The sequence below is a fragment of the Mycolicibacterium cosmeticum genome (assembly GCF_000613185.1).
Classification (GTDB): Bacteria; Actinomycetota; Actinomycetes; order Mycobacteriales; family Mycobacteriaceae; genus Mycobacterium; species Mycobacterium cosmeticum.
Genome location: NZ_CCBB010000001.1, coordinates 99,285 through 124,314 on the forward strand (window position 1 = coordinate 99,285; position 25,030 = coordinate 124,314).

Annotated in this window: 27 protein-coding genes; 14 read left to right on the plus strand and 13 right to left on the minus strand. The window is 70.0% G+C overall.

The window, feature by feature from the left end; translation table 11 throughout:
- Entirely contained in the window at positions 1–777 is a 777-nt protein-coding gene (locus BN977_RS00510) for a CPBP family intramembrane glutamic endopeptidase (protein WP_024453699.1), read from the plus strand.
- Here the strand turns inward: BN977_RS00510 and BN977_RS00515 are convergent.
- On the minus strand, positions 774–1,340 hold the full coding sequence (locus BN977_RS00515; protein WP_036395656.1) for a CGNR zinc finger domain-containing protein: 567 nt from the start codon (positions 1,338–1,340) through the stop codon (positions 774–776). The genes BN977_RS00510 and BN977_RS00515 overlap by 4 nt on opposite strands.
- A gap of 92 nt (positions 1,341–1,432) precedes the next feature.
- Here BN977_RS00515 and BN977_RS00520 point away from each other — a divergent pair, with 92 nt between their 5' ends.
- Positions 1,433–1,867, plus strand: a complete 435-nt coding sequence (locus tag BN977_RS00520) for a hypothetical protein (protein WP_131589981.1) — start codon at positions 1,433–1,435, stop codon at positions 1,865–1,867.
- Positions 1,868–1,874: 7 nt separating this feature from the next.
- Here the strand turns inward: BN977_RS00520 and BN977_RS00525 are convergent, their stop codons facing one another.
- The 4 genes from BN977_RS00525 to BN977_RS00540 form a co-directional block, all read right to left on the minus strand.
- Positions 1,875–2,174 (minus strand): GlsB/YeaQ/YmgE family stress response membrane protein, encoded by a 300-nt coding sequence (locus tag BN977_RS00525; RefSeq protein ID WP_024453696.1) that lies wholly within the window; start codon positions 2,172–2,174, stop codon positions 1,875–1,877.
- A 106-nt stretch (positions 2,175–2,280) separates the two neighbouring features.
- On the minus strand, positions 2,281–3,228 hold the full coding sequence (locus tag BN977_RS00530) for an APA family fibronectin-binding glycoprotein (RefSeq protein WP_036395658.1): 948 nt from the start codon (positions 3,226–3,228) through the stop codon (positions 2,281–2,283).
- A gap of 199 nt (positions 3,229–3,427) precedes the next feature.
- On the minus strand, positions 3,428–4,501 hold the full coding sequence (locus tag BN977_RS00535; protein WP_407661184.1) for a sulfate/molybdate ABC transporter ATP-binding protein: 1,074 nt from the start codon (positions 4,499–4,501) through the stop codon (positions 3,428–3,430).
- 5 nt (positions 4,502–4,506) lie between these two features.
- Positions 4,507–5,295 (minus strand): ABC transporter permease, encoded by a 789-nt coding sequence (locus BN977_RS00540; protein WP_024453693.1) that lies wholly within the window; start codon positions 5,293–5,295, stop codon positions 4,507–4,509.
- Between the two features lie 159 nt (positions 5,296–5,454).
- On the opposite strand from BN977_RS00540, the gene BN977_RS00545 reads away from it, so the two are divergent.
- The 3 genes from BN977_RS00545 (at position 5,455) to BN977_RS00555 (ending at position 8,609) form a co-directional block, all read left to right on the plus strand.
- Positions 5,455–6,126: an SDR family oxidoreductase gene (locus BN977_RS00545; RefSeq protein WP_024453692.1), complete on the plus strand. Its 672-nt coding sequence runs from the start codon at positions 5,455–5,457 to the stop codon at positions 6,124–6,126.
- Between the two features lie 66 nt (positions 6,127–6,192).
- Entirely contained in the window at positions 6,193–7,119 is a 927-nt protein-coding gene (locus BN977_RS00550) for an LLM class F420-dependent oxidoreductase (protein WP_036395663.1), read from the plus strand.
- A gap of 95 nt (positions 7,120–7,214) precedes the next feature.
- Positions 7,215–8,609, plus strand: coding sequence for a type II NADH:quinone oxidoreductase Ndh (locus tag BN977_RS00555; RefSeq protein ID WP_024453690.1), 1,395 nt, complete (start codon positions 7,215–7,217; stop codon positions 8,607–8,609).
- Between the two features lie 8 nt (positions 8,610–8,617).
- On the opposite strand, the gene BN977_RS00560 is transcribed toward BN977_RS00555, so the two are convergent.
- The 8 genes from BN977_RS00560 to BN977_RS00595 all read right to left on the minus strand — a co-directional run bounded on the left by BN977_RS00560 (position 8,618) and on the right by BN977_RS00595 (position 14,413).
- Positions 8,618–9,244 (minus strand): urease accessory protein UreD, encoded by a 627-nt coding sequence (locus BN977_RS00560; RefSeq protein WP_036395666.1) that lies wholly within the window; start codon positions 9,242–9,244, stop codon positions 8,618–8,620.
- 4 nt (positions 9,245–9,248) lie between these two features.
- Positions 9,249–9,929 carry an urease accessory protein UreG gene (gene ureG, locus BN977_RS00565; RefSeq protein WP_024453688.1) on the minus strand — a complete coding sequence of 227 codons (681 nt, stop codon included), beginning with the start codon at positions 9,927–9,929 and terminating at the stop codon, positions 9,249–9,251.
- Positions 9,930–9,954: 25 nt separating this feature from the next.
- Complete coding sequence (locus BN977_RS00570; protein WP_024453687.1) at positions 9,955–10,590, minus strand: urease accessory protein UreF; 636 nt, start codon at positions 10,588–10,590, stop codon at positions 9,955–9,957.
- Complete coding sequence (locus BN977_RS00575; protein WP_036395669.1) at positions 10,590–12,311, minus strand: urease subunit alpha; 1,722 nt, start codon at positions 12,309–12,311, stop codon at positions 10,590–10,592. Before BN977_RS00575 ends, BN977_RS00570 begins: the two co-directional genes overlap by 1 nt.
- Complete coding sequence (locus BN977_RS00580; RefSeq protein WP_024453685.1) at positions 12,308–12,625, minus strand: urease subunit beta; 318 nt, start codon at positions 12,623–12,625, stop codon at positions 12,308–12,310. Before BN977_RS00580 ends, BN977_RS00575 begins: the two co-directional genes overlap by 4 nt.
- Before the next feature lie 73 nt (positions 12,626–12,698).
- Positions 12,699–13,001 carry an urease subunit gamma gene (locus BN977_RS00585; protein ID WP_036395671.1) on the minus strand — a complete coding sequence of 101 codons (303 nt, stop codon included), beginning with the start codon at positions 12,999–13,001 and terminating at the stop codon, positions 12,699–12,701.
- A 75-nt stretch (positions 13,002–13,076) separates the two neighbouring features.
- Positions 13,077–13,478 carry a PaaI family thioesterase gene (locus BN977_RS00590; protein ID WP_036395673.1) on the minus strand — a complete coding sequence of 134 codons (402 nt, stop codon included), beginning with the start codon at positions 13,476–13,478 and terminating at the stop codon, positions 13,077–13,079.
- Positions 13,479–13,633: 155 nt separating this feature from the next.
- Positions 13,634–14,413: a hypothetical protein gene (locus BN977_RS00595; RefSeq protein WP_024453682.1), complete on the minus strand. Its 780-nt coding sequence runs from the start codon at positions 14,411–14,413 to the stop codon at positions 13,634–13,636.
- A 214-nt stretch (positions 14,414–14,627) separates the two neighbouring features.
- On the opposite strand from BN977_RS00595, the gene BN977_RS00600 reads away from it, so the two are divergent.
- The 9 genes from BN977_RS00600 (at position 14,628) to BN977_RS00640 (ending at position 25,028) form a co-directional block, all read left to right on the plus strand.
- Entirely contained in the window at positions 14,628–15,044 is a 417-nt protein-coding gene (locus BN977_RS00600; RefSeq protein WP_024453681.1) for a BlaI/MecI/CopY family transcriptional regulator, read from the plus strand.
- A 14-nt stretch (positions 15,045–15,058) separates the two neighbouring features.
- Positions 15,059–16,006, plus strand: coding sequence for a M56 family metallopeptidase (locus tag BN977_RS00605; protein ID WP_024453680.1), 948 nt, complete (start codon positions 15,059–15,061; stop codon positions 16,004–16,006).
- 66 nt (positions 16,007–16,072) lie between these two features.
- Positions 16,073–17,518: an NADP-dependent phosphogluconate dehydrogenase gene (gndA, locus tag BN977_RS00610; RefSeq protein ID WP_036395676.1), complete on the plus strand. Its 1,446-nt coding sequence runs from the start codon at positions 16,073–16,075 to the stop codon at positions 17,516–17,518.
- A 25-nt stretch (positions 17,519–17,543) separates the two neighbouring features.
- Positions 17,544–18,980, plus strand: a complete 1,437-nt coding sequence (locus BN977_RS00615; protein WP_036395678.1) for a GuaB1 family IMP dehydrogenase-related protein — start codon at positions 17,544–17,546, stop codon at positions 18,978–18,980.
- A 185-nt stretch (positions 18,981–19,165) separates the two neighbouring features.
- Complete coding sequence (locus tag BN977_RS00620; RefSeq protein ID WP_036395680.1) at positions 19,166–20,521, plus strand: hemolysin family protein; 1,356 nt, start codon at positions 19,166–19,168, stop codon at positions 20,519–20,521.
- A complete protein-coding gene (locus BN977_RS00625) occupies positions 20,514–21,563 on the plus strand; it encodes a hemolysin family protein (protein WP_036395682.1) in 1,050 nt (349 codons plus the stop codon). Before BN977_RS00620 ends, BN977_RS00625 begins: the two co-directional genes overlap by 8 nt.
- Positions 21,556–22,434, plus strand: coding sequence for a hypothetical protein (locus BN977_RS00630; protein ID WP_036395684.1), 879 nt, complete (start codon positions 21,556–21,558; stop codon positions 22,432–22,434). The genes BN977_RS00625 and BN977_RS00630 overlap by 8 nt, the downstream gene beginning before the upstream one ends.
- Positions 22,431–23,618, plus strand: a complete 1,188-nt coding sequence (locus BN977_RS00635) for a lipase family protein (protein WP_036395686.1) — start codon at positions 22,431–22,433, stop codon at positions 23,616–23,618. The genes BN977_RS00630 and BN977_RS00635 overlap by 4 nt, the downstream gene beginning before the upstream one ends.
- 36 nt (positions 23,619–23,654) lie before the next feature.
- A complete protein-coding gene (locus tag BN977_RS00640) occupies positions 23,655–25,028 on the plus strand; it encodes an alpha/beta hydrolase (RefSeq protein ID WP_084172358.1) in 1,374 nt (457 codons plus the stop codon).
- Positions 25,029–25,030 lie beyond the last annotated feature (2 nt).

Below are 25,030 nucleotides of genomic sequence, written 5' to 3' on the forward strand. Positions count from 1 at the left end.
ATGTCTGACCTCGCCGCGGTGGCCGTACCGGAGTCCCCGCCAGCCCATCCGCTGGTGGGCACCCTCGCGGCGCTGCACCACTTCCGCGTCTACGCCGATGTCGCGATCGTCGTCGTGGTGCTGGTCGCCACCAACCTCATCGCCCACTTCACCACCCCGTGGGCCAATATCGCGACGGTGCCCGCCGCGGCCATCGGATTGGTCGCGCTCGTCCGTGCCCGCGGGCTGGGCTGGTCCGAACTGGGGCTGGGCCGCGAGCATTGGCGCTCCGGCGCCGGGTACGCCGCCGCGGCCGTCGGCATCGTGTTGGCCGTGATCGCCGTCGGGGTGTTGTTGCCCTGGACGCGCCCACTGTTCATGAACAACCACTACGCCACCTTGTCGGGTGCGCTGATCGCCTCGATGATCATCATCCCGCTGCAGACCGTCATCCCCGAAGAGCTGGCGTTCCGCGGGGTGCTGCACGGTGCGCTGGACCGGGCCTGGGGCTTTCGGGGGGTCGCCGCGGCCGGCTCACTGTTGTTCGGACTGTGGCACATCGCCAGCTCGCTCGGACTCACAAGCGGTAACGCCGGTTTCACCCACATTCTGGGCGGTGGCGTGTTCGGCATGGTCGCGGGCGTGGTCGGGGCGGTGCTGGCCACGACGGCGGCGGGTTTCGTGTTCACCTGGTTACGACGCCGCAGCGGCAGTCTGCTCGCGCCCATCGCCCTGCACTGGTCGCTGAACGGGATGGGCGCGCTGGCCGCGGCCCTGGTCTGGCACGCGACGTTCTAACTCCGGCGCCGGGCCCGGAAGTCCCGGTTCTTCAGCTTGTTCCCGCAGGTGGCCATGTCGCACCAGGTGCCGCCGTGGTTGCGAGACCGGTCATAGAACACCCAGCGGCAGTCCTCGTTGGCGCACGCCTTCAGATGCGCCCAGCTGCCGTCGCACTGGGCGTCCTTGACGGCGAGAAGCAGGCCCAGCAGCCGGTCCGACACCGAACTTCCGACGGGGGCCACCCGGACGTCGCCGGCGCCGCCGACCTCAACCCTGGCCGGCGCGCTGGCCGTCAGCCGGTGCAGCGGTTCCAGCGCGCGGGCATCCGGCGCGGGCCCGCCACTGTTGTGGATCACCAACGCCCGCAAGCCTTCTCGCACGGCGACCAGGGTGTCGAGGTCGGCGTCGGTCAGCACCGCGCCCGCGGGCAGCAGGCCGTGCCGGGCCAACCACTGGGCGTTGCCTGCCGCATCGGCCAGCCGGTCCCGCGCGCTCTCCCGGTCCAGCGTGTTGATGAATGCCTGCACCCGACGTAGCGGCTCGGGCGCCGGTTTCGCCTCGTCGTCTCCGTAATCCGGCATGGCGACGACCCTACCGGCGATGACCGGTGAAATCCATTGACTGGTCACTCGTGACCGGTATAGGCTTTTGATAGGTCACGAATGAAGGGGTGGTGACCATGGCGCTGTCGATGACGCCACGCAGACATCAGTCCGTAGGAGCCCGGATCCGGGTCAGGATGTTGGCCGCCCGCCTGGACCGGCAGATCGAGGCCGGCACGTGCGCCGTCGTGACCCCCGCGCTCGCGGCGCACGTCCAGCGGATCACCTCCCGCGCCGAACGCGAGAAGCTGGCCGGCGCGCTGCGGGTCACCCGGTGCGCGCCGTCGGGCACGGTGGTGTTCCAGGTCCCGGTGCACGCGGCGGCCGTCTGCGGCGCCGCCGAGTGGATCGACGAACTGATCGCCCGGCTGAGCGGGCCGTCTGCCGTCGCGGCCCGTGGGATGGCCCGGCTGCGCATCCTGCTCGCCGACGGCAGCGGGCCGCTCTACCGGCCGGGCCCCGGCACGCTGACCGCCGCGCTGCGCGGCGTGCTGGCCGCGCTGTGAGAAGGGGCTAGTCCCGGCGGACCAGTCCCACGATCCACAGCAGGATCACCGAACCGAGAACCGCGGTGAAGAGGGTGAACCACCAACCGCCGGCGGCCGTGTCGAGGAAGAAACTCAACAGGAATCCGCCGATCAGGGCGCCGACGATCCCGATCACGATGTTCATCAGGATCCCGGAACCACCACCCTTGACGAGCTTGCCGGCAATCCAGCCGGCAATCGCCCCGATGATGATGTAGCCGATCCATCCCACGCTGGTCAGCGTGGTCGAACGGGCCAGAAACTCAGTCGCAGCAACGACGTCCATGCGCAGGCCTCCTGCCTACCACCGGTAGACCCGGCCCGATTGCCGGGTCACCCCTCCGGTGTACCCGCCGCAGATAACGATCGGACCCGCGAAACGGCCACAGATATCAGCCTTGCGGCATCATTTCCGGCGGTGCGTCGGTCACCGGCACGGGCACACCGACACCCGGGCGGGCCGGCGGGGCATTCGGGTCCGCCGGCGGCGGGGGCGGGGCGTTGGGGTCCGGCGCCGGCGGCGGGGGCGGGCTCCACGGGCGGATCGACTGCGCCAAGGTGACGGCGGCCGCCTTGTCCACCGGGTGGTTGGCAGTGCCCAGCCACACCACGAACCAACGCGACGGCGCCCGCTGGCCGCGGGGCACACCGGCCGGCGTCGGCGCTCCGATCACCCCGGCCCAGATCTGGCCGGTGGGCTTGGTGGTGTCGGTGAACTTCACCTCGTAGTACGACGCGGAGCCGGTCAGGTCGCCGGCGGCCAGCGGCGTGGTCTCCTGGCCGACGCGGGTGCCCGGGAAGGGCATGAAGAACTCACCCATGTCCGAGGCGAGCCGAGCGGCCGCCTTGGCGTTGTCGGACTCGGCTCCGGCGAACAGCTTCAGGTCCAGCCGGCCGAGCAACACACTGGTGTCATTGGGCGGCTGCTGGGCGGTGGTGCCTGGCGCCGGGGTCGGCTCGGCGGACGCGCCGGGCTGGATCTTGGTCAGCAGCGCCTGGCCGTAGGACAGCTGGGTGGCGTCGGCGACCTTCCAGCCGGCGGGCACCACATAGCTGAACCCGCCGGCCGCGTTGTCCACCCGGCCGGGCTCGGGTGCCGGCGGTGGCGGGGGCGCCGGCGCGTTCGGATCGGCCGGCGGCGCGTTCGGATCCGGTGGCGGCGCATTGGGATCGACGGGAGCCGGCGGCGCGGGTGCCGGGGCCGGCGCGGGAGCCGGGGGCGCCGGAACCGGGTCGGCATGAGAAACCGCGATCGGGAGCGTCAGGGCGGCCGCAGCCGCAATCGCCATTGCGGTGGAGAGGCGCTTGCGGTGCGGCGGGCGCACGTCCGGCTGATCCATGGGGAAGAAAATACCGTGTTACGGCCGTGACGCAAGTGTGAGTTGCTCATAAAGTGCTCAGCTGGGAAGTAGCTGCACACAACGAAATTCGTGTATAGGCACCTGCGAGCGCATTGCTGACCGCGCGGGCCCACGACGGCGCCCACCCCGCGGCCCGGGGTGGCTGTCATCCGGTATTTCGCCTGCGCCGCACCGCGTGTTACGACGCCGGCGAGATGGTGAGTTCCTGCGCCTTCACGGTGAAGAAGACCCGTTCCCCCGGCGCCAGGCGCAGATCGGCGGCCGCCTCGGCGGTGATGTCGGCGGCCAGGCCCGGCGCGCCGTCGGGTTGCGGTTCGGCGCGCACCCGGATGGCCGGCCCGCGGCTGTCCAACTCGGCCACCGTCACCTCGACCGCATTGCGCGGACTGCCGTGGGGCGCGTCCCGGTACACCGCCACCGCCGCCGGCGCGAACACCGCCACCGCCGGATCGCCGACGGCGACACCCGCCACCGAACCGGCATGCCACACAGTTCCCCAGTCGGTGTGCAGCGCGCCGTCGGCGCCCAACCGGCCGCCGACCAGATTCACGCCGGCGAATCGGGCGCCGAACCGACTGCGCGGCGCGGCCAGGATCTGCGCCGCCGGGCCGCTTTCCACGACGCGCCCCGACTCGAGCACCGCCACCCGGTCGGCCAGGGTCACCACATCGAGCAGGTCATGGGTGACCAGGATCGCCGCGCGCCCGTCACGGGTGAGCACCCGCCGCAGCAGGGCCCGCATCGCGGTCGCGACCGCCACATCCAGACCGGTCATCGGCTCGTCGAGCAGCAGCACATCGGGGTCGGCGGCCAGCGCGCGGGCCAGCGCCACCCGCTGCGCCTGCCCACCGGAGAGCTGGGCGGGCGTCCGGTCGGCCAGTTCGGCCGCGTCCACCTCGGCCAGCCAGCGCCGCGCAATATCGCGGGAGCCCTTGCGGCTCAAGCGTTTTCCACTGCGCGGGCCGAACGCCACGTTGTCCAGCACGTTCAGGTGCGGGAACAGCAACGGCTCTTGCATCAGCAGGCCCACCCGGCGGTCGTGGGTGGCGATGTGCAGGCCTGCCTCCGCGTCGGCCACCGTGCGGTCGCCCACCCGCACCCTTCCCCGGTCGGGGCGGACGGTGCCGGCCAGCACGTGCAAGAGCGTCGATTTTCCGGCGCCGTTGGGGCCCAGGACGGCGAGCACCTGACCGGGGGCCAGCTCGAGGTCGACGTGCACCTCCCGCTCGGCCACCTCGACGCCGATCCGCAGCCCGGTCACGCCGCCTGCCAGGATGCGGTCCGCAGCCGCCGCGCGCCCAGCCCGAGCACCACGACCGCGGCGACGATCACCAACAGGATCGACAGGGCGACCGCGGCGTCGGCATCGCTTTCGCGCTGCAGATAGATCTCCAGGGGCAGGGTGCGGGTGACGCCTTCCCGGGAGCCCGCGAAGGTCAGCGTCGCGCCGAACTCCCCCAGCGACCGCGCGAAGGCCAGCACCGCGCCCGACACCAGCCCGGGCGCCAGCAGCGGCAGCGTCACCCGGCGCCACACGGTGGTCGGGCGGGCCCCCAGCGTCGCCGCCACCACCTCGTGGTCGGCGCCCGCGGTGCGCACCGCCCCCTCCAAAGCGATCACCAGGAACGGCAAGGAGACGAAGGTCTGCGCCAGCACCACGGCCACGGTGGTGAACGCGATCTGGATACCGGCGCCCTCCAGATAGCGCCCGAGCAACCCGAGCCTGCCGAACGCGTACAGCAGGGCGATGCCGCCCACCACCGGTGGCAGCACCAGCGGCAGCAGGATCAGCGGGCGCAGCGCCGCGATCACGCGCGACCGGCTGCGGGCCAGCACCAGCGCCATGGGTACCCCGAGGGCGATGCACAACACGGTGCTCGCGACCGAGGTGCGCAGGCTCAGTCCCAGCGCGGTCAGCGCGGCAGGACTGGTGATCAACGACCCGAACCGCATCCAGTCGACCCTGACCGCCATGGCCAGCAGCGGCAGGACCACGAACAGGGTTCCCAGTGCCGCGGGCAGGTAGATCCAGCGGGGCAGCCGCATGGCGAAACCCTAGAACACCGACGGCCACCCGAATCGGCCCGCAACGGCCCGGTCACCGCGGCGCGCCTGATTTCACCGCGTAGCTACCGTCCAGTAACATGATTTCGATCGGCTGTGTCGCGATCGGCCGTGTTCAGTGCTGAACAAGGAGGTAATCACATGGAGGTGCTGCTCACCGGCGGCGATACCGAGCTGGGCCGTGTGGTCGCCACCGGTTTCCGCGACGAGGGCCACACCGTGGTGCTCGCGGGCGCCCGCCGCGACGACCTCGAAGTGATCGCCAAGGAGCTCGACGTCGACTACGTCGTCGTCGACAACACCGACGCCGCCGGCCTCGAAGCCGCCCGCGCCTCGCTGCCGTCGCACCTCGACGCGATCGTCAACGTGCCCGCCCCCCGGGCGCAGGCACGCGATCCGCGCACCTTCACGCTCGCCGATCACGCCGACGCCTGGCGCCAGGCGCTGGACACTACGCTGCTGTCGGCGGTGCTGACCGTGCAGATCCTGGGTGACCAGTTGAGTTCCGGCGGCGCCATCATCAACGTCGTTCCCGGCCACCCGGCCGAGGGCAGCGTCGACGCCGCCATCAAGGCCGCCCTGTCCAACTGGACGGCGGGCCAGGCCACCCACTTCGGCATCCGGGGCATCACCGTGAACGCGATCGCCACCGGCAAGGGCGCCGAACCCGGCTACGCGGGCGCGGCCAACCCTGCCCCCTCGGTGGCCGACGAGATCACCCGGCTGGCGTTGTTCCTCACCACCCAGTCCGCGCGGCACATCACCGGCCAGACCCTGCACGTCAGTCAGGGTGCGCTCGCCGACTTCGGCTGATATTCCCGCGTTCGCTCGAAGCTAAACGGGGTGCATACTCCGTTTCGGTGTGGTTACGTGAGTCCCGTGACAATTCGACTCGGACTCCAGATCCCCAACTTCTCCTACGGCACAAGCGTTTCCGAACTCTTCCCGACCGTCATCGCGCAGGCGCGCGAGGCCGAACAGGCGGGATTCGACTCCGTCTTCGTGATGGACCACCTCTACCAACTCCCCGGCCTCGGTGCGCCCGAGGAACCGATGCTGGAGGCGTACACCGCGCTGGGCGCGCTGGCCGCCGCGACCGAGAAGGTGCAACTGGGCACCCTGGTCACCGGCAACACCTACCGCAACCCCACCCTGCTGGCCAAGGAGATCACCACCCTGGACGTGATCAGCCAGGGCCGCGCCATCCTGGGCATCGGCACCGGCTGGTTCGAACTCGAGCACGACAGCCTCGGCTACGAGTTCGGCACCTTCACCGAGCGATTCAAGAAGCTCGACGAGGCGCTCGAGATCATCCTGCCGATGCTCAAGGGCGACCGGGTCACCTTCGACGGCGAGTACTACCGCACCAAGGAAGCCTTCGCCAATCCCCGCTTCCGCGACCACATTCCACTGATGATCGGCGGCAGCGGCGAGAAGAAGACCATCCCGCTGGCGGCCCGGCACTTCGACCACCTCAACATCATCGCCGGCTTCGACGAGCTGGCCCGCAAGGTGGCCGTGGTCAAGGAGAACTGCGAGAAGATCGACCGCGACCCGGCCACGCTGGAGACCAGCGTGCTGGCCATCGCGCTCATCGGCGAGCAGTACACCGCGGACGCCATTCCCGACGACTTCAAGCAGCAGGCCGTGTACGGCTCGCCGCAGCAGATCGCCGAGCAGCTCAAGGAGAAGGTCTACGACGCCGGCGTCGACGGTGTCATCCTCAGCGCGTTCACCATCGGCGGGTACACCCCGGGCGGCGTGGCCGCGGTGGGTGAGGCCCTCCGGCCGCTGATCGCCGGGTAAACAATCGGTGAGGTGCGCCATCTCACCGCACTGGTGAGATGGCCACCGACTACCCTAGAGGTTGTATTGACAAAGTACGTCCGCTAGGAGCAGCAATGAGCCACCCCGGAGCTACGGCAACGGATCGGCATAAGGTCGTCATCATCGGTTCGGGCTTCGGCGGATTGAACGCCGCCCAGGCGCTCAAGCACGCCGATGTCGACATCAAGCTGATCGCACGTACGACGCATCACCTTTTCCAGCCGCTGCTGTATCAGGTGGCCACCGGCATCATCTCCGAGGGCGAGATCGCCCCGCCCACCCGGCTGATCCTGCGCAAGCAGCACAACGCCCAGGTGCTGCTCGGCGATGTCACCCATGTCGACCTGGAAACCCAGACCGTGGACTCGGTGCTGCTCGGCCACACCTACCGCACGCCGTACGACACGCTGATCCTCGCGGCCGGCGCCGGGCAGTCCTACTTCGGCAACGACCACTTCGCCGAGTGGGCACCGGGCATGAAGACCATCGACGACGCCCTGGAACTGCGCGGCCGCATCCTGGGTGCTTTCGAGCAGGCCGAGCGGTCCAGCGATCCCGAGCGCCGCAAGAAGCTGCTCACCTTCGTCGTCGTCGGCGCCGGGCCCACCGGTGTCGAGATGGCCGGCCAGATCCAGGAGCTCTCCGACCAGACCCTCAAGGGCAGCTTCCGGCACATCGATCCGACCGAGGCGCACGTCATCCTGCTCGACGCCGCGCCGGCGGTGCTGCCGCCGATGGGTGAGAAGCTCGGCCTCAAGGCCAAGGAGCGGCTGGAGAAGATGGGCGTCGAGATCCAGCTCAACGCCATGGTCACCGATGTCGACCGCAACGGCATCACGGTGAAGGACAAGGACGGCAGCATCCGCCGCATCGAGTCGTCGTGCAAGGTGTGGTCGGCCGGGGTGCAGGCCAGCCCGCTCGGCAAGGACCTCGCCGCGCAATCGGACACCGAGATCGACCGCGCCGGCCGCGTGATCGTCAACCCCGACCTGTCGATCCCCGGACACCCCAACGTGTTCGTGATCGGTGACATGGCCTTCGTTCCCGGCGTGCCGGGCATGGCGCAGGGCGCGATCCAGGGCGGCAAGTACGTCGCCGCGATCATCAAGAACGAGGACAAGGCGCGCCAGCACGGCACCAAGCCGAAGCCGCGGGAGCCGTTCAAGTACTTCGACAAGGGTTCGATGGCGACGGTGTCCAAGTGGAACGCCGTGGCCCAGATCCCGCTCGGCGAGAAGACCAAGTTCGAGTTCGGCGGGTTCTTCGCCTGGCTGGCGTGGCTGGGGCTGCACCTGATCTACCTGGTCGGCTTCAAGACCAAGGTGGCCACGCTGCTGTCCTGGGCGGTGACGTTCCTGAGCCGGCAGCGCGGCCAGCTGACCATCACCGAACAGCAGGCCTACGCCAGGACCAGGATCGAGGAACTCCAGGAGATCGCCGCGGCGGTGCAGGAGGAGCGGGCGAGTTAGCCGACTCGTCAGAGTCGCTCGCCCTGCCACGTCGCCAGACAGCCACCCGCGGCGAGTTCGAGGACCGCGCCCGGGGCCTCGAAACTCGTCTGCGGGTACCGCAATTCGCTGATGCAGGCGCGCGGGCTGCCGAGTTCGTCGTCGGCCACCGTCCCGCCGCCGAGTTCGACGCGGTGCCGCAGCAACGGTGTGCCACCGACATCGGCGTGCAGGGTGCCCGACCAGTAGCCCTGCGACTCGCCCGTTCGGCCGATCTGCACGCTTTCCCGCACCCTGGCCCGGCCGTCGCGGCCCAACCGCAGCCGGGTGCCCGCCACGTGGTGGGAGCCGCCGGCGACCACGGTCGGTTCGACGTCCAGGTCCAGTTCGCCGTCGACCTCCAGGTCCCAGGAACTGTGCGATTGCGTGGTGGTCGCACCGGGCAGCACCACGGTGGCCGCCGCCGAGCGCACCCGCAGCCGGGCCCCGGCCTCGACCACGATCCGGATGGCGATGGCATCCCCGCCGAGCGGGGTGGCCGCCGCCGAGATCAGGTGCACGGTGTCGGGCCGGGTGCGCCGGGCCGCCAGTCCCCCGCTGCATTCGATGCGGGGGCCGCGGCCGGGCGATGCCACCAGCAGGACGTCGGAACGCACGATGTCAGCCCGAGACCGGCACCCGCAGCTGCTCGTGCACCCACTGCAGCACCGGCCCCGCCGTCGGATCCTCGGTCAGCGAGATGAGCACGAACGGCCGATCGTCGCGCACCTTGGCCGAGTCGCGACGCATGACGTCCAGGTCGGCACCGACCAGCGGGGCCAGGTCGGTCTTGTTGATCACCAACAGATCCGAGAACGTCACCCCGGGCCCACCCTTGCGCGGCACCTTGTCGCCACCGGCCACGTCGACGACGAAGATCTGCACGTCGATCAGCCCGGACGAGAAGGTGGCGGTCAGGTTGTCACCGCCGGACTCCACCAGGATCAGATCGAGACCCGGATTGGCTTCGATCAGATCGTCGATCGCATCGAGGTTGGCGGTGATGTCATCGCGGATGGCGGTGTGCGGGCAGCCGCCGGTCTGCACCGCGGCGATCCGTTCGTCGGGCAGCACCGCGTGCCGGCGCAGGAAGTCGGCGTCCTCGGTGGTGTAGATGTCGTTGGTCAGCACGGCCAGCGACAGTTCGTCACGGAGCTGCCGGCACAGCGCGGCGGTCAGTGCGGTCTTGCCCGACCCGACCGGCCCGCCGATACCGATGCGCAGCGGCTCCCCCGGCCGCCGGACCCGCTTGGGCCGGTCGGTGTGGGTGTGCGGCTGACCGTCGATGAAATGTGGTGGCATGGTGGTCCTTATCAACTCTGGTACATCAGGAGACAAACAGCGGCCGCTCACGCGCGACGTGCTGTTGGGCCAGTACGTCGAGCAACGGGTCGGACAGGTCGGCGAGTTCCTTGACCGCCGCCGCAGCGGTCTGCTCGCACAGCGGGGACAGCTCGAAGGTGAGGGCCGCGACGTCGGCGGGATCCAGCGCCAGCAGCCGCTGCGCGGCCGTGGCCGAACCGGTCATCGTGGTGTACACCATCGACAGCGCGGTGTGCTCGGGCGCCACCGCGCTGGCGACCCCGACCGCGCCGGCGGCCACCGCGAGATGCGGTTTGAGGCCGAGCGGAGCCCAATCGTGTTCTGGCCAGACCCGTTTGGCCAGCCGGAGGAGTCCGCGGCCCTGAGCCCGCGAGGCCGCCCTGGCGGCCGGCGCCGGGGTGCGGGCGTCGGTCTCGGCGTCGGCCACCGCGACCGAAAGTGTGCCGGTGTGCGCCGCGGCCGCCAGCGACGCGGTCACCAGGCCCTGAGTTCGGATCCGGCGGCGCAAGAAGGCCCGCAGGGTCGCCAGGTCGGTCACCAGCCCGGCGGTGATCGCCTCCTCCATGCCACCGGAGTGCACGTGCCCGCCGGTCGGGAGCCGCGAATCCGCGAGGGCCAGCAGCGTGGTAAGTGAGCTCATCAGAACAGGAAGTAGCGCTGCGCCATCGGGAGTTCGGCTGCGGGTTGCTCGGCCCAGACCTCGCCGTCGATGCGCACGGTGAAGGTGTCGGGATCCACTTCGATGCGCGGCAGCGCGTCATTGAGAGGCATATCCGCTTTGCCGATCTGACGAACGTTCTTGACCGCCACCAGTTTGCGCCGGATGTCCAGGCGGTCGGCCAACCCGTCCTCCAGCGCCGCCGGCGCCACGAAGTGAACGGAGGTAGCCGCGGCGGCCGCCGGGGTGGCACCGAACATCGGGCGCGGCAGCACCGGCTGCGGGGTGGGGATCGAGGCGTTGGCATCACCCATCGCCGCCCAGGCGATCATGCCGCCCTTGAGCACCGCGTGCGGGCGCACCCCGAAGAACGCCGGCTCCCACAACACCAGGTCGGCCAGCTTGCCGACCTCGACCGAGCCGATCTCGTGGTCGAGACCGTGGGCGACCGCGGGGCAGATCGTGTATTTGGCGACATAGCGCTGGGCGCGGTTGTTGTCGGCGCCGGTGTCACCCGGCAAGAATCCGCGGCGTTTCTTCATCACGTGCGCGGTCTGCCAGGTACGCAGCACCACCTCGCCGATCCGGCCCATCGCCTGCGCATCGCTGCCGATCATCGAGATCGCGCCGATATCGTGCAGCAGGTCCTCGGCGGCGATCGTCGACGGGCGAATGCGGCTCTCGGCGAAGGCCAGATCCTCGGGAATGCTCGGATTCAGGTGGTGGCACACCATGAGCATGTCGAGGTGCTCGTCGAGCGTGTTGACCGTGTGCGGGCGGGTCGGATTGGTGGAACTGGGCAGCACGTTCGGGTGCGAGGCGACGGTGATGATGTCGGGTGCGTGGCCGCCGCCGGCGCCTTCGGTGTGATAGGCGTGGATACCGCGGCCCTTGATGGCGGCCAGCGTGTCCTCGACGAATCCGGCCTCGTTGAGCGTGTCGGTGTGGATGTTGGCCTGCACGCCGGCGGCCTCGGACACCGTCAGGCACGCGTCGATGGCCGCCGGGGTGGTTCCCCAGTCCTCGTGCAGTTTGAATCCCGCTGCGCCTCCCCGTAATTGCTCCCACATGGCCTCGGCGCTGACGGTATTACCCTTACCGAGCAGGGCGACGTTGAGCGGCCAGGAGTCCAGCGACTCCAGCATGCGGGCCAGATGCCAGGAGCCGGGGGTCACGGTGGTGGCCTTGCTGCCCTCCGCCGGTCCGGTGCCGCCGGCGACGATGGTGGTGATGCCTCCACCGAGGGCTTCTTCCATGATCTGCGGGCAGATCAGGTGCACGTGGCAGTCGATGGCACCGGCGGTGACGATGCGGCCGTTCCCGGCGATGATCTCGGTGGACGGGCCGACGACGAGGTCGGGATGCACCCCGGACATGATGTCGGGATTGCCGGCCTTGCCGATCGCGACGATGCGCCCGTCGCGGATGCCGATGTCGGCCTTGATGATTCCCCAGTAGTCGAGGATGACGGCGCCGGTGATGACGGTGTCGGGGGCGCCGTCGGCCCTGGTGGCCCGGGATTGCCCCATCGATTCGCGCAGCACCTTGCCGCCACCGAAGACGGCCTCGTTACCGGCCAGGCCCGGCCCGCCGCTGCGATCCTCGGTGATCTCGACGAGCAGGTCGGTGTCGGCCAACCGGATGCGGTCGCCGGTGGTGGGGCCGAACAGCGCCGCGTAGCGGTCACGGGACAGGGAGGTCACTGGGGCGGGTCCAATCTGCCGGGCGGATTCAGCGACAACCCGTGGACCTCACGGGTGCCGCTCAGCGGGACCAGTGAGACCCGCTGGGCGATACCGGGTTCGAAGCGCACGGCGGTGCCCGCCGGGATGTCGAGGCGATGCCCGTGCGCGGCGGCGCGGTCGAAGTCGAGCGCGGCGTTGGCCTGCGGCAGGTGCACGTGACTACCCACCTGCACCGGACGGTCGCCGGTGTTCACCACATCCAACACCAGGCGCGGGGCACCGGCGTTGAGCGCGATCTCGCCCTCGCCGTAGTGGATTTCACCAGGGATCACGGGTCAGCCCTCTGCTCTTCGCGCAAGCGCTCATCTCAAGCCCTCTGCTCTTCGCGCAAGCGCTCATCGGCCCTCACGGGATCGGGTGGTGGACGGTGACGAGCTTGGTGCCGTCCGGGAAGGTGGCCTCGACCTGGACGTCGTGCAGCATCTCGGGCACACCGGCCATCACCTGGTCGCGGGTCAGCACATCGCGACCGCTGACCATCAGCTCGGCGACCGAGCGCCCGTCACGGGCGCCCTCCAGGATGTGATCGGTGATGAGCGCGACGGCCTCGGGATGGTTGAGTTTCAACCCGCGGGCCTGGCGGCGGCGAGCAAGGTCCGCGGCATAGGAGACCAGCAACCGCTCTTGTTCATGCGGCGTTAAACGCATAGTGCGCGATATTGCCACGGCCCGCTGCATTAGGCAGCGCGTACGTCTGCCCGCCGTGTCGAGCCTTCGCCGTTTCTAGCTTTCGATGTTCTGCAACCGGACCTGGCCGCGCGCGACGAGCCGACCGTCCTCGTCGGTGATGGTGATGAGCCACAGCTGCTGACGGCGGCCGCGGTGGATCGGTTCGGAGACGGCCGTCACCGTGCCGCTCTTGATGGCCCGCAGGAAGTCGGTGTTGTTGTTCACCCCGACGACGGTGCCGCCGCCGTGCTCGCTGAGCCAGACGTGGCCGGACACACTGGCCAGGCTCTCCACGATGGCGCAGTACACCCCGCCGTGCACGATCCCCCAAGGCTGCAACACCTTGTCGGTGATGGTCAGCTGGGCCCGTCCGCCGTCCGGCGTGACGTCCAGATACTTCAGTCCCAGTTCGGCGTCGAAGCCCTTGCCGATATCGGCGAGTTCAGGTGCGGTCACGGCACTGATGTTTGCACGCGGGTTCACCCAAAAAAGCGGGCGGGCCCCGCGCTGTTGCGCGGGACCCGCCCTTCGAGTGGACCGGGGGTCTCTGCAGCCCTCAGGACTCCGGCTCGGTCCGTTAGCCTCGCACCTAGAGAATAGGCAAGCCTTGCCTAATTTAGCAAGACCTTCCCCATCGGGAGCCGGCCCGTACCGCGAACCGGCAGCCCGAATCCCACCAGCGCATCGAGGATCGCCTGGCTGCGGCGCATGCTCGTCAGCTCGCTGGAGCCGGCCAGCAGCGGCACCTGTGTGGCGGCGCCGACCACGGCCGCCCCCACCACGTTCCACATCGCGGCGACCGACATCACGCCGTCGGTGACCTCGAAGAGTTTGGCGAACAACGGGGCCAATGCGCGATGACTGCGATGGGCCACCCACGTCGTCAGCGCCGCCTCACTCGGCAGCGCGACGATCCCGTCGCGGGTGGTGCGCACGGTGCCCACGCTGGTGCGGGTGGCCAGGTGCGGATCGTCGGGCAGCGCCCGCAGCGTCGGATCCACCACGCCGACCCAGTCGATGGCGCCCTCGGAATCGACGTGCACCCAGAGGTTTTCCAGCCCGGTGTCCCAGGCCCGGCCTTCCAGCACGATCAGCGGCACCACCCGGCCGACCACGACGTGCGCCAGCGTGGCGGCCAATTGCTGGGCCACGGCGGCGTGACTGTCGGTTTCGGCGATCGCGATGTCGAACATGGTGCGCAGCCGGTCGGTGGTGAGCACCTCGGCCAGCGGCCACCAGCGCCGCCGGGACAGATCACCCATCACCGCGACGCCGTACACGCGCGGACATTCGGGATACAACTCGCGCAGCCGCCGGCTCGACTCATGCAGCGGCAGGGCCCGCCGAATCGACATCCGAGCAATCAGCGGGTCGTCGATCACGACCGTCATCCGCACCTCCTCGATCAGTTAGGTTAGCCTTACTATAGTCACAGGGGCCACGGCGGCCAAAACCTGTGACTCGACTCACAGACAATCCAGAAAGGCGCGTTGACCGGGAACGAAGGGTGCGCACTCGCGCGTTGGACCGGTCACGGAAATTCGATACGACGCACGGTAGTAAGCCCGTGTACGCTCTATTTATCGCTCAGGAGATGAACGGGATATGGCCAAGTTGACGCGGCTCGGGGAACTCGAGCGTGAGGTGATGGATCACCTCTGGACCTCGCGTGAGCCGCAGACGGTGCGGCAGGTACACGAGGCATTGGCGGCACGCCGGGATCTCGCCTACACGACGATCATGACCGTGCTGCAACGGCTCGCGAAGAAAAATCTGGTGGTTCAGCACCGCGACGACCGGGCGCACCGCTATGCGCCCACCCACGGTCGCGACGAGCTGGTGGCCGGCCTCATGGTCGACGCCTTGGACCAGGCCGCCGACTCCGGTAGCCGGGAGGCCGCGCTGGTGCACTTCGTCGAGCGCGTCGGCGCCGACGAGGCCGCCGCGCTGCGCCGCGCGCTGGCCGAGTTGGAGGCCAAGCACCAGATCGCGCCGCCCGCTGGTAATTCGGCCACCAGCTGAGAGACACTAGCGGCGTGTCCGCGCTGGCCTTCTCCATCGTCGCGTTGCTGCTCGTCGGCCCCGTGCCGGCGCTGCTCGCGCGTGCGACCTGGCCGCAGCGCGCCCCCCGCGCCGCCATCGTGCTCTGGCAGGCCATCGCACTGGCGGCCGTGTTGTCGGCGTTCTCCGCCGGGATCGCGATCGCCAGCAGGTTGCTGGTGCCCGGCCCGGACGGGAAACCCACCGCGACCCTGACCAGTGAGATCGGCGTACTGGGCTGGCCCCTGTGGCTGCTCTACGTCTGCGTGTTCGCCGTGACCCTGATGATCGGCGGCCGGCTCATCGTGTCGGTCCTGGCGGTGGCCGTTGCCACCCGGCGCCGGCGCGCCCATCACCGCATGCTGGTCGACCTGCTGGGCATGTCGCGCGACGCGGTGCCCGCCCCGGCGCGCCGGCGCAACGGCCTGCGGGTGCTCGATATCGCCCAGCCGATGGCGTACTGCCTGCCGGGCGTGCGCAGCCGCGTCGTCGTCAGCGAGGGCACCCTGACCACCCTTTCCGCCCCCGAGATCGAGGCGATCCTCAGCCACGAACGCGCCCACCTGCGTGCCCGCCATGACCTGGTTCTGGAGATGTTCACGGCGGTGCACGCCGCGTTCCCGCGGTTCGTCCGCAGCGGCAGCGCCCTGGACGCGGTCCGGCTGTTGATCGAGCTGCTCGCCGACGACGCCGCCGTCCGCGTCACCGGCCCTACTCCCCTGGCCCGTGCGCTGGTGGCGTGCGCGGCCGGCCGTCCCCCGTCGGGTGCGCTGGCCGCCGGCGGCCCGACCACGGTGCTGCGCGTGCGGCGCCTCGGCGGTGAGGGCAATAGTCTGGTCCTCGCGGTGGGCGCGTACCTGACGGCCGCGGCCATCCTGGTGCTGCCCACACTCGCGTTGGCCATCCCATGGCTCACCGAGTTGCACCGGTTGTTCGCCAACTAGGCATGAAATCTGGCACGCACGGCGCTGTACAAGGCGACCGACAACAAAACAACGAAAGGCGTCTGCATGACCGAAACCGGCACCGCCCAGATCGGAGTCACCGGCCTCGCCGTGATGGGCTCCAATCTCGCCCGTAACTTCGCCAGGCACGGGTACACCGTGGCCCTGCACAACCGGTCGATCGCCAAGACCGATGCGCTGCTGGCCGAGCACGGTTCCGAGGGCAAGTTCGTGCGCAGCGAGACGATCGCGGAATTCCTTGACGCACTGGAGAAGCCACGCCGGGTGATCATCATGGTGAAGGCCGGTGACCCGACCGACGCCGTCATCAACGAGCTGGCCGACGCCATGGAGCCGGGCGACATCATCATCGACGGCGGCAACGCGCTCTACACCGACACCATCCGGCGCGAGAAGGCGATCCGCGAACGCGGCCTGCACTTCGTCGGCGCCGGCATCTCCGGCGGCGAGGAGGGCGCACTCAACGGCCCGTCGATCATGCCCGGCGGCCCGGCCGAGTCCTACAAGAGCCTCGGTCCCCTGCTCGAAGAGATCTCGGCGCACGTCGACGGGGTGCCCTGCTGCACCCACGTCGGCCCCGACGGTGCCGGCCACTTCGTCAAGATGGTGCACAACGGTATCGAGTACTCCGACATGCAGCTCATCGGCGAGGCCTACCAGCTGCTGCGCGACGGGCTGGGCAAGACCGCCCCCGAGATCGCCGACGTGTTCGCCGAATGGAACAAGGGCGACCTGGACAGCTTCCTGATCGAGATCACCGCCGAGGTGCTGCGCCAGACCGACGCCACCACCGGCAAGCCGTTGGTCGACGTGATCGTCGACGAGGCCGAGCAGAAGGGCACCGGCCGCTGGACGGTGAAGTCCGCGCTCGACCTCGGCGTCCCGGTGACCGGTATCGCCGAGGCCGTCTTCGCCCGCGCCCTGTCCGGATCGGTGGCCCAGCGCAAAGCGACCACGGGCCTGGCTTCCGGCGATCTTGGCGACAAGCCTAGTGACGCAACGCAATTCATCGACGACGTCGCCAAGGCGCTGTACGCGTCGAAGATCATCGCCTACGCCCAGGGTTTCAACCAGATCCAGGCGGGCAGCGCCGAGTACAACTGGGGCATCGCGCCGGGCGACATGGCGCGGATCTGGCGCGGCGGCTGCATCATCCGGGCCAAGTTCCTCAACCGGATCACCGAAGCCTTCGACGAGAACCCGGACCTGCCGACGCTGATCGCGGCACCGTACTTCCGCGACGCGATCGAATCGGGCATCGACAGCTGGCGCCGCGTGGTGGTCACCGCCACCCAGCTGGGCATCCCGATTCCCGGGTTCTCCTCGGCGCTGTCGTACTACGACGCGCTGCGCACCGAACGGCTCCCGGCCGCCCTCACCCAGGGCCTGCGCGACTTCTTCGGCGCCCACACCTACGGTCGCACCGACGCCCCCGAGGGCAAGAAGTTCCACACCCTGTGGAGCGGGGACCGCAGCGAGGTGCCGGCCTGACCGCGGGGAAACCTAGACTGACGTTGTGAGGTTTCTTGACGGGCACACCCCGCCCTATGACTTGACCTACAACGACGTCTTCGTGGTGCCCGGCCGTTCGGAGGTGGCGTCCCGGTTCGACGTCGACCTGTCCACGGTGGACGGCTCGGGCACCACCATCCCGGTGGTGGTGGCCAACATGACGGCGGTGGCCGGGCGCCGGATGGCCGAGACGGTGGCCCGCCGCGGCGGCATCGTGGTGCTCCCGCAGGACCTGCCGCTGACCGCGGTCGCCGAGACCGTCGACTTCGTCAAGAGCCGTGACCTGGTCGCCGACACCCCCGTGACGCTGGCGCCCGACAGCGCCGTCTCCGATGCTCTGGCGCTGATCAACAAGCGCGCGCACGGTGCGGCGGTCATCACTCGCGAGGGTCGTCCCGTCGGGATCATCACCGAGGCCGCCTGCGCCGGGGTGGACCGGTTCGCCAGGGTGCGCGACGTCGCGCTCACCGATTTCGTCACCGCCCCGGCCGGCACCGACCCGCGCAAGGTGTTCGACCTGCTCGAGCACGCTCCCGTCGGTGTCGCGGTGCTCACCGGGCCCGACGGTGAGCTGGCCGGGGTGCTGACCCGCACCGGCAGCATCCGGGCCGGGCTCTACACCCCCGCGGTCGACGCCCAGGGGCGGTTGCGCATCGCCGCCGCCGTCGGCATCAACGGGGACGTCGGCGCCAAGGCCCGCGGGCTGGTCGAGGCCGGCGCCGACCTGCTGGTCATCGACACCGCCCACGGGCACCAGGCCAAGATGCTCGACGCGATCGCCACGGTGGCCGCCCTCGAGCTGGGCGTGCCGATCGCGGCGGGCAACGTGGTGTCCGCGGCGGGCACCCGGGATCTGATCGCCGCCGGGGCCACCATCGTCAAGGTGGGAGTCGGCCCCGGCGCCATGTGCACCACCCGGATGATGACCGGCGTCGGCCGCCCGCAGTTCTCGGCCGTGGTCGAATGTGCCGCGGCGGCAAAGGAACTCGGGGCGCACGTGTGGGCCGACGGCGGGGTGCGACACCCCCGCGACGTGGCGCTCGCCCTGGCCGCCGGCGCGTCGAACGTGATGATCGGGTCCTGGTTCGCCGGCACCTACGAGTCGCCGGGTGACCTGCTGCGCGACCGCGACGGCCTGCCCTACAAGGAGAGCTACGGCATGGCCTCCAAGCGCGCAGTGGCGGCCCGCACCGCCGCCGACAGCGCCTTCGACCGGGCCCGCAAAGCGCTGTTCGAGGAGGGCATCTCGACATCACGGATGGCGCTCGACCCGGCCCGCGGCGGTGTCGAGGACCTGCTCGACCACATCACCTCCGGGGTGCGCAGCACCTGCACCTACGTGGGCGCGACCACCCTGCCCGAGCTGCACGAGAAGGTGATCCTCGGGGTCCAGTCGGCCGCCGGGTTCGCCGAGGGGCATCCGCTGCCCAGCGGTTGGTGAGGCCACCCGCCCGGCGGCGCAAGCTACCATTGAGGCTTCCCGGCGTCCTGCACCGTGCAACGCCGATCTAGCGAAAGGGATCCCGTGCCACAGGCACCCGTGGAAAACCACGGTGAGTCCGGCGACGCCGACCCCTCCACTAGTCGGCCGGGCTCGCGGCCCGGCATCCATGTGGTGAGTGCGCGATGAGCCTCACCATGACACTTTTGAGCCTGCTGGCGTTTGTCGCGCTGACCGCCGGTACCGCCCTGTTCGTGGCGGCCGAATTCTCGCTGACGGCGCTGGAGCGCAGCACCGTCGAGGCCAACGCCCGCACCGGCGGCAAACGCGACGAGTTCATCCGCAAGGCGCACCGAACCCTGTCGTTCCAGCTCTCCGGTGCCCAGCTCGGCATCTCGATCACCACCCTGGCCACCGGTTACCTGGCCGAACCGGTGGTGGCCCGGCTGCTGCACGCCCCGCTGGCCGCGATCCGCGTCCCGGCGACCATGATCGACGGCATCGCGCTGGTGCTGGCCCTGCTGATCGCCACGTCGGTGTCGATGATCTTCGGCGAGCTGGTGCCCAAGAACCTCGCCGTCGCCAAGCCGCTGCCCACCGCCCGGGTGGCCGCGGCCCCGCAGTGGTACTTCGCCAAGCTGCTCACCCCGGTCATCAACGCGACCAACGGCACCGCCAACTGGATCCTGCGCCGGCTGGGCATCGAACCGGCCGAGGAGTTGCGCTCGGCGCGCTCCCCGCAGGAACTGGTGTCCCTGGTGCGCAATTCCGCGCGCAGCGGGTCGCTGGACCAGGCCACCGCGGTGCTGGTCGACCGGTCCCTGCAGTTCGGCGAACGCTCGGCCGAGGAGTTGATGACGCCGCGGTCCCTGATCGAGACGCTGGAGGCCGACGACACCGTGGCCGACCTGATCGAGGCGGCCATGCGCAGCGGGCACTCCCGCTTCCCGATCGTCGAGGGCGACCTCGACGAGACCATCGGCATGGTGCATGTCAAGCAGGTGTTCGAGGTGCCGCCCGCCGAACGGTCCCGCACGAGGCTGGCCACGCTGGCGCTGCCGGTCCCGAAGGTGCCGTCCACCCTGGACGGGGACTCCGTGATGACGCAGATCCGCGCCAACGGCCTGCAGACCGCGATGGTCGTCGACGAATACGGTGGCACCGCGGGAATGGTCACCGTGGAGGACCTCATCGAGGAGATCGTCGGCGACGTCCGCGACGAACACGATGACGCCACCCCCGATGTGGTGCATGTCCGCACCGGCTGGCAGGTCTCCGGGCTGCTGCGCATCGACGAGGTCGACTCCGAGACGCCGTTCCGCGCCCCCGACGGTGATTACGAGACCATCGGCGGCCTGGTGCTGCAGGAGCTCGGCCACATCCCCGAGGTCGGCGAGACGGTGGAGCTGCGCGCCTTCGACCCCGACAGCGTCGACGACCCGGTGCGCTGGCAGGCCACCGTGCTGCGGATGGACGGCCGGCGTATCGACTTGCTGGAGCTGACCGAGCTGAGCCACGACCAGGAGCGCCACGATGGGTGATCTGCTCGCCGTCGCGCTCACCGTGCTGCTGCTGGGCGCCAACGCGTTCTTCGTCGGTGCCGAGTTCGCGCTCATCTCGGCGCGCCGGGACCGTCTGGAAGCGCTCGCCGAACAGGGCAAGAAGCGCGCCGTCACGGTGATGCACGCGGCGGAGAACCTGTCGCTGATGCTGGCCGGTGCCCAGCTGGGCATCACGATCTGCTCGATCCTGCTGGGCCGGGTGGGTGAGCCCGCCGTCGCGCACTTGCTGGAGAAGCCGTTCGCGCTGCTCGGTGTCGACGAGGCGGTGCTGCACACCGTCTCGTTCGTGGTGGCGCTGGCGGTGGTGGTGACCCTGCACGTGCTGCTCGGCGAGATGGTGCCGAAGAACATCGCGATCGCCGGCCCCGAGACCGCGGCCATGCTGTTGGTGCCGCCATACCTGGCCTACATCCGGCTAGCCAAGCCGTTCATCGCGTTCTACAACTGGGCGGCCAACACCACCCTGCGCATGCTGCGGGTGGAGCCCAAGGACGAGCTCGACGTCGCGGTGTCGACCGTCGAACTGTCGGAGATGATCGCCGAATCCCGCTCCGAGGGCCTGCTCGACCACGAGGAGCACACCCGGCTGACCCGCGCCCTGCAGATCCGGGACCGCGTCGTTGCCGATGTCGCCATCCCGCTCAGCCGGATCCACGCGATACCCGTGGCCCAGCCCGGTGCCGGGCCGACCGTCGGCGCCGTGCAGAGCGCGCTGGCCGAGACGGGTTATTCGCGCTTCCCGGTCACCGATCCCGACGGCGCCATGCTGGGTTACCTGCACATCAAGGATGTGCTGGCCCTGGTCGACGACCCGGACGCGGTGCTCAACGCCACCATGGTGCGCCCGCTGATCAAGGTGCCCGCCGCGCTGCCGGTGCCCGACGCGCTGTCCCGGATGCGCCGCAACAACAGCCACCTGGCCCTGGTCACCACCGACGACAAGATCACGGCGATGGTCGCGCTGGAGGATCTGGTCGAGGACCTCGTCGGTACCGTGCGCGACGGAACGCACCGTGTCTGAGGTTGCCGTCCTGGCCGAGGCGCAGTGGTCCGAACGGGAGCGCCGGCACACCGAACGGGTCGAGCGGGTGCTCGGCCCGCACCGGGTCCGGGCGCAGGCCGGCCAGACACATCCGGTGTGGGACTTCCTGTTCACCTACTACAGCTTCAAGCCGCGCCAGCTGGCCCAGTGGCACCCGGGGTTCGGGGTAGCGCTGGAGGGCGCGGCGGCCGAGAAGTTCCTGCGGCGCACCGGTTACCGGCGCCGCGGGCCGGCCGTCACGGTGGACCCGGACCATCTGGCGTCGCGGCTGGACACCGTCGGTTTCATCGCCGAGCTGCTGTCGGCCACCGCTGCCCGGCCCGCCCGGCTGAACTGCTTCGGCATGCACGAATGGGCCATGGTGTACCGGGCCCGCGAGATACGCCACCGCGGCGTGCCACTGCGCCTGGGCCCGGCCGGCACCGACGCGGTGCTGGAGTCGATGCCGCTGCGCTGCAGCCATTTCGACGCCTATCGGTTCTTCACCGATGCCGCCGTCGGGCGCAACGCCGAGGCGTTGAGCCGGGACGCCCAGGTACGCCACGAGCAGCCCGGCTGCGTGCACGCCAACATGGATCTGTACAAGTGGTGCTACAAGCTCGGCCCGCTGGTGGCCTCCGAACTGCTGATGGACTGTCTCGACCTGGCCCTGACCGCCCGACTGCTGGACATGCAGGCCAGTCCGTACGACCTGAGCGAGTTCGGCATCGCGCCCATCGAGGTCGAGACCGCGCCCGGGCGCACCACCTACGTCCGGCAGCAGCAGGAGGTGGCGCGGCGTGCGAGCGAGCTCAGGTCGGCGCTGCGCGAGCACTGCCGGCAGCTGCTGGCCGCGAAGGCGGTTCGGTGAGACGCACACTCGCCGCGGTGGCCGTGCTGGCCTCGGTGGCCGGGCTACTGGGGGGCTGCGCCGACCGGCCCGCGGCCACCCCGGCACCACCGACCTTCGGCCCCGCGCTGCCCGGTGATTTCGGCGGATCCGGGCCGGGCACCTTGGTATCGGCCAACGCCCTGGAGCACCTCGATCCCGGCCTGGCGGGCAAGACGTCCGTCGCCGCCCGCGTCGTCTACCTGTCGACGTCGGGTATCAGCGACACCCAGGTCAAGGTCAGCGGCACCGTCTTCGTCCCCAAGGGGAACCCACCCCCGGGCGGCTGGCTGCTGGTCGTGCTGGGGCACCCCAACACCGGCAGCGAAACACCTTGCGCGCCTTCGCTGTCCCCCACCCTGCGCGGGCTGGCGCCGACGGTCGAGACCTTCCTCGACGCCGGGTACGTCGTCGCCGTCCCCGACTACCAGGGCCTGGGGCTCGACGACGCCCCGCATCCGTTCCTGGATTCCACCACCGCCGGCTACAACGTGCTGGACGCGGTGCGCGCCACCGGGAAACTGGTGCCCGGCCTGGCCGGCCGGTGGGCCGGCTACGGCACCGGGCAGGGCGGCCAGGCGGTGTGGGCGGCCAACGAACTGGCGGCCGACTACGGCGGCACCACGCAGCCGGCCGGTGTGGTGGCGGCCGCGCCGACCGCCGCCGTCGAAGGGCTGGCCGACGCCGCGGCCACCGGCACCCTGACCGACGAGCAGATGCTGACCCTGCATCAGTACCTGTCCGCGCTGGCCAACGAGTACACCGATTTCCGGATCGACGACTACCGGCATGGAGTGGTGAAGGCCAACTGGGACGCGCTGAGCGGCTGCATCGGCGGGTCCTCGGCGGAGCGTACCGCGGTGCTGGCCGAGATGACACCCGCGGATCTGCGGCCGTCGACCCCCGAAGCGGCCGACACGCTGCGCGGCTACCTCAAGAAGACCGCCTTGCCGCAGGGTCCCACCGCGGCGCCGATGCTGGTGACCGCCGACCGCCCGGGCGGGCTGATACCCCAGGTGTGGACCGACCGCGCGGTGGCGAGGGCATGTGGCCTCGGCGACATTGTGGCGTTCGGCACACAGGCCGAAGGCAACCCTGACAAGGCCGTTGGCTGGATCACCGACCGATTCAATTCGATTGCCGCCCACAACGATTGCCCGCGGTAGTCCGGAGCCGCCGAGAGTGCAGGCTATGTTGGGAACGTGACCGGGTGGGCGTTGACGCATGGCTGGCTACCGATCGCCATCCAGGCGATCACGGTGGCGGTCATCATCGTCGTGCTGTGCCGGGCATCGAGCCGGTTCTGGTTGCGCTGGGTCCCGCTGGGGCTGGCCTGTGGCGCCCTGGCGGCCGGACTGGCGTACTGGTACATCGAATTCCAGGCCCTTGCCGACGAACCGGCGGGGCCGGCGTTGTGGCTGTGGATCACCGCCTCCGGGCTGACGGTGGTCTTGGCGATCGCCGGCTGGCGCGCGTCGGGCTGGGCCCGGCGCGGCGCCGCACTGGCCGCCGTCCCACTGAGCGTGCTGTGCGTGGTGATCACCGTCAACGCCTGGACCGACTACCTGCCGACGGTGGGCGCGGTGTCGGACCGGGTGACCGGCGCCGAGCTGGAACATCAGGTCGACGAGGCCACGCTGCGTGACATGGTGCACCGCGGCGAACGGCCGGCGCACGGCGTCGTGGTGTCGGTCACCATCCCTGGCGACGGACCGGGTGGGTCCGGGTTCCGGCATCGCGACGAACTGATCTATCTGCCGCCGGCCTGGTTCGCCAGCGACCCGCCCCCGCCGCTACCGGCGGTGGTGATGGCCGGTGGCGAGTTCGGCACCCCGCGCGACTGGCCCAGCACCGGCAACGCCCGCGCCACCGCCGACACGTTCGCCGCGGCGCACGGTGGTAACGCCCCCATTCTGGTATTCATCGACACCAGCGGTGATTTCACCAACGACACCGAATGCGTCAACGGTCCGCGCGGTAACGCGGCCGACCACATCACCAAGGACGTCGTGCCGTATGTCATCACTCATTTCGGTGCCGGCGCCCAACCCGCACAGTGGGGTTTCGCCGGCTGGTCGGCCGGCGGCACCTGCGCGCTCACCACGACGCTGATGCACCCCGAACTGTTCACCACGTTCCTCGATATCGACGGGCAGATCGGGCCCAACGCGGGCTCCAAGAACCAGACCGTGGCGCGGTTGTTCGGCGGCGACATGGACGCCTACCTGGCCTTCGATCCCCAGACCGTGATGGCCAGGCACGGCCGCTACGACGGCGTCGCCGCCTGGTTCGCGGTATCGGGACCCGGCCAGCCGACCTACCGTGCCCCCGACCCCACCGACACACCACCGGTCGCGGTCGACCCCGACTCGCTGGACCCCGAACACGGCGCGGTGGCCCAGCACCTGTGCGCGATGGCCAGCGGTTACGGCATCGAGTGCGCCGTCGTCCCGGACAACGGCGATCACGGATTCGCCACCGCGGCGCGGGTATTCGCCGAGGCGTTGCCGTGGCTGGCCGGACGGTTGGGGACGCCGCAGGCGCCCGCCGTTCCGCTGCCCGGTGCGACAGCGTGACA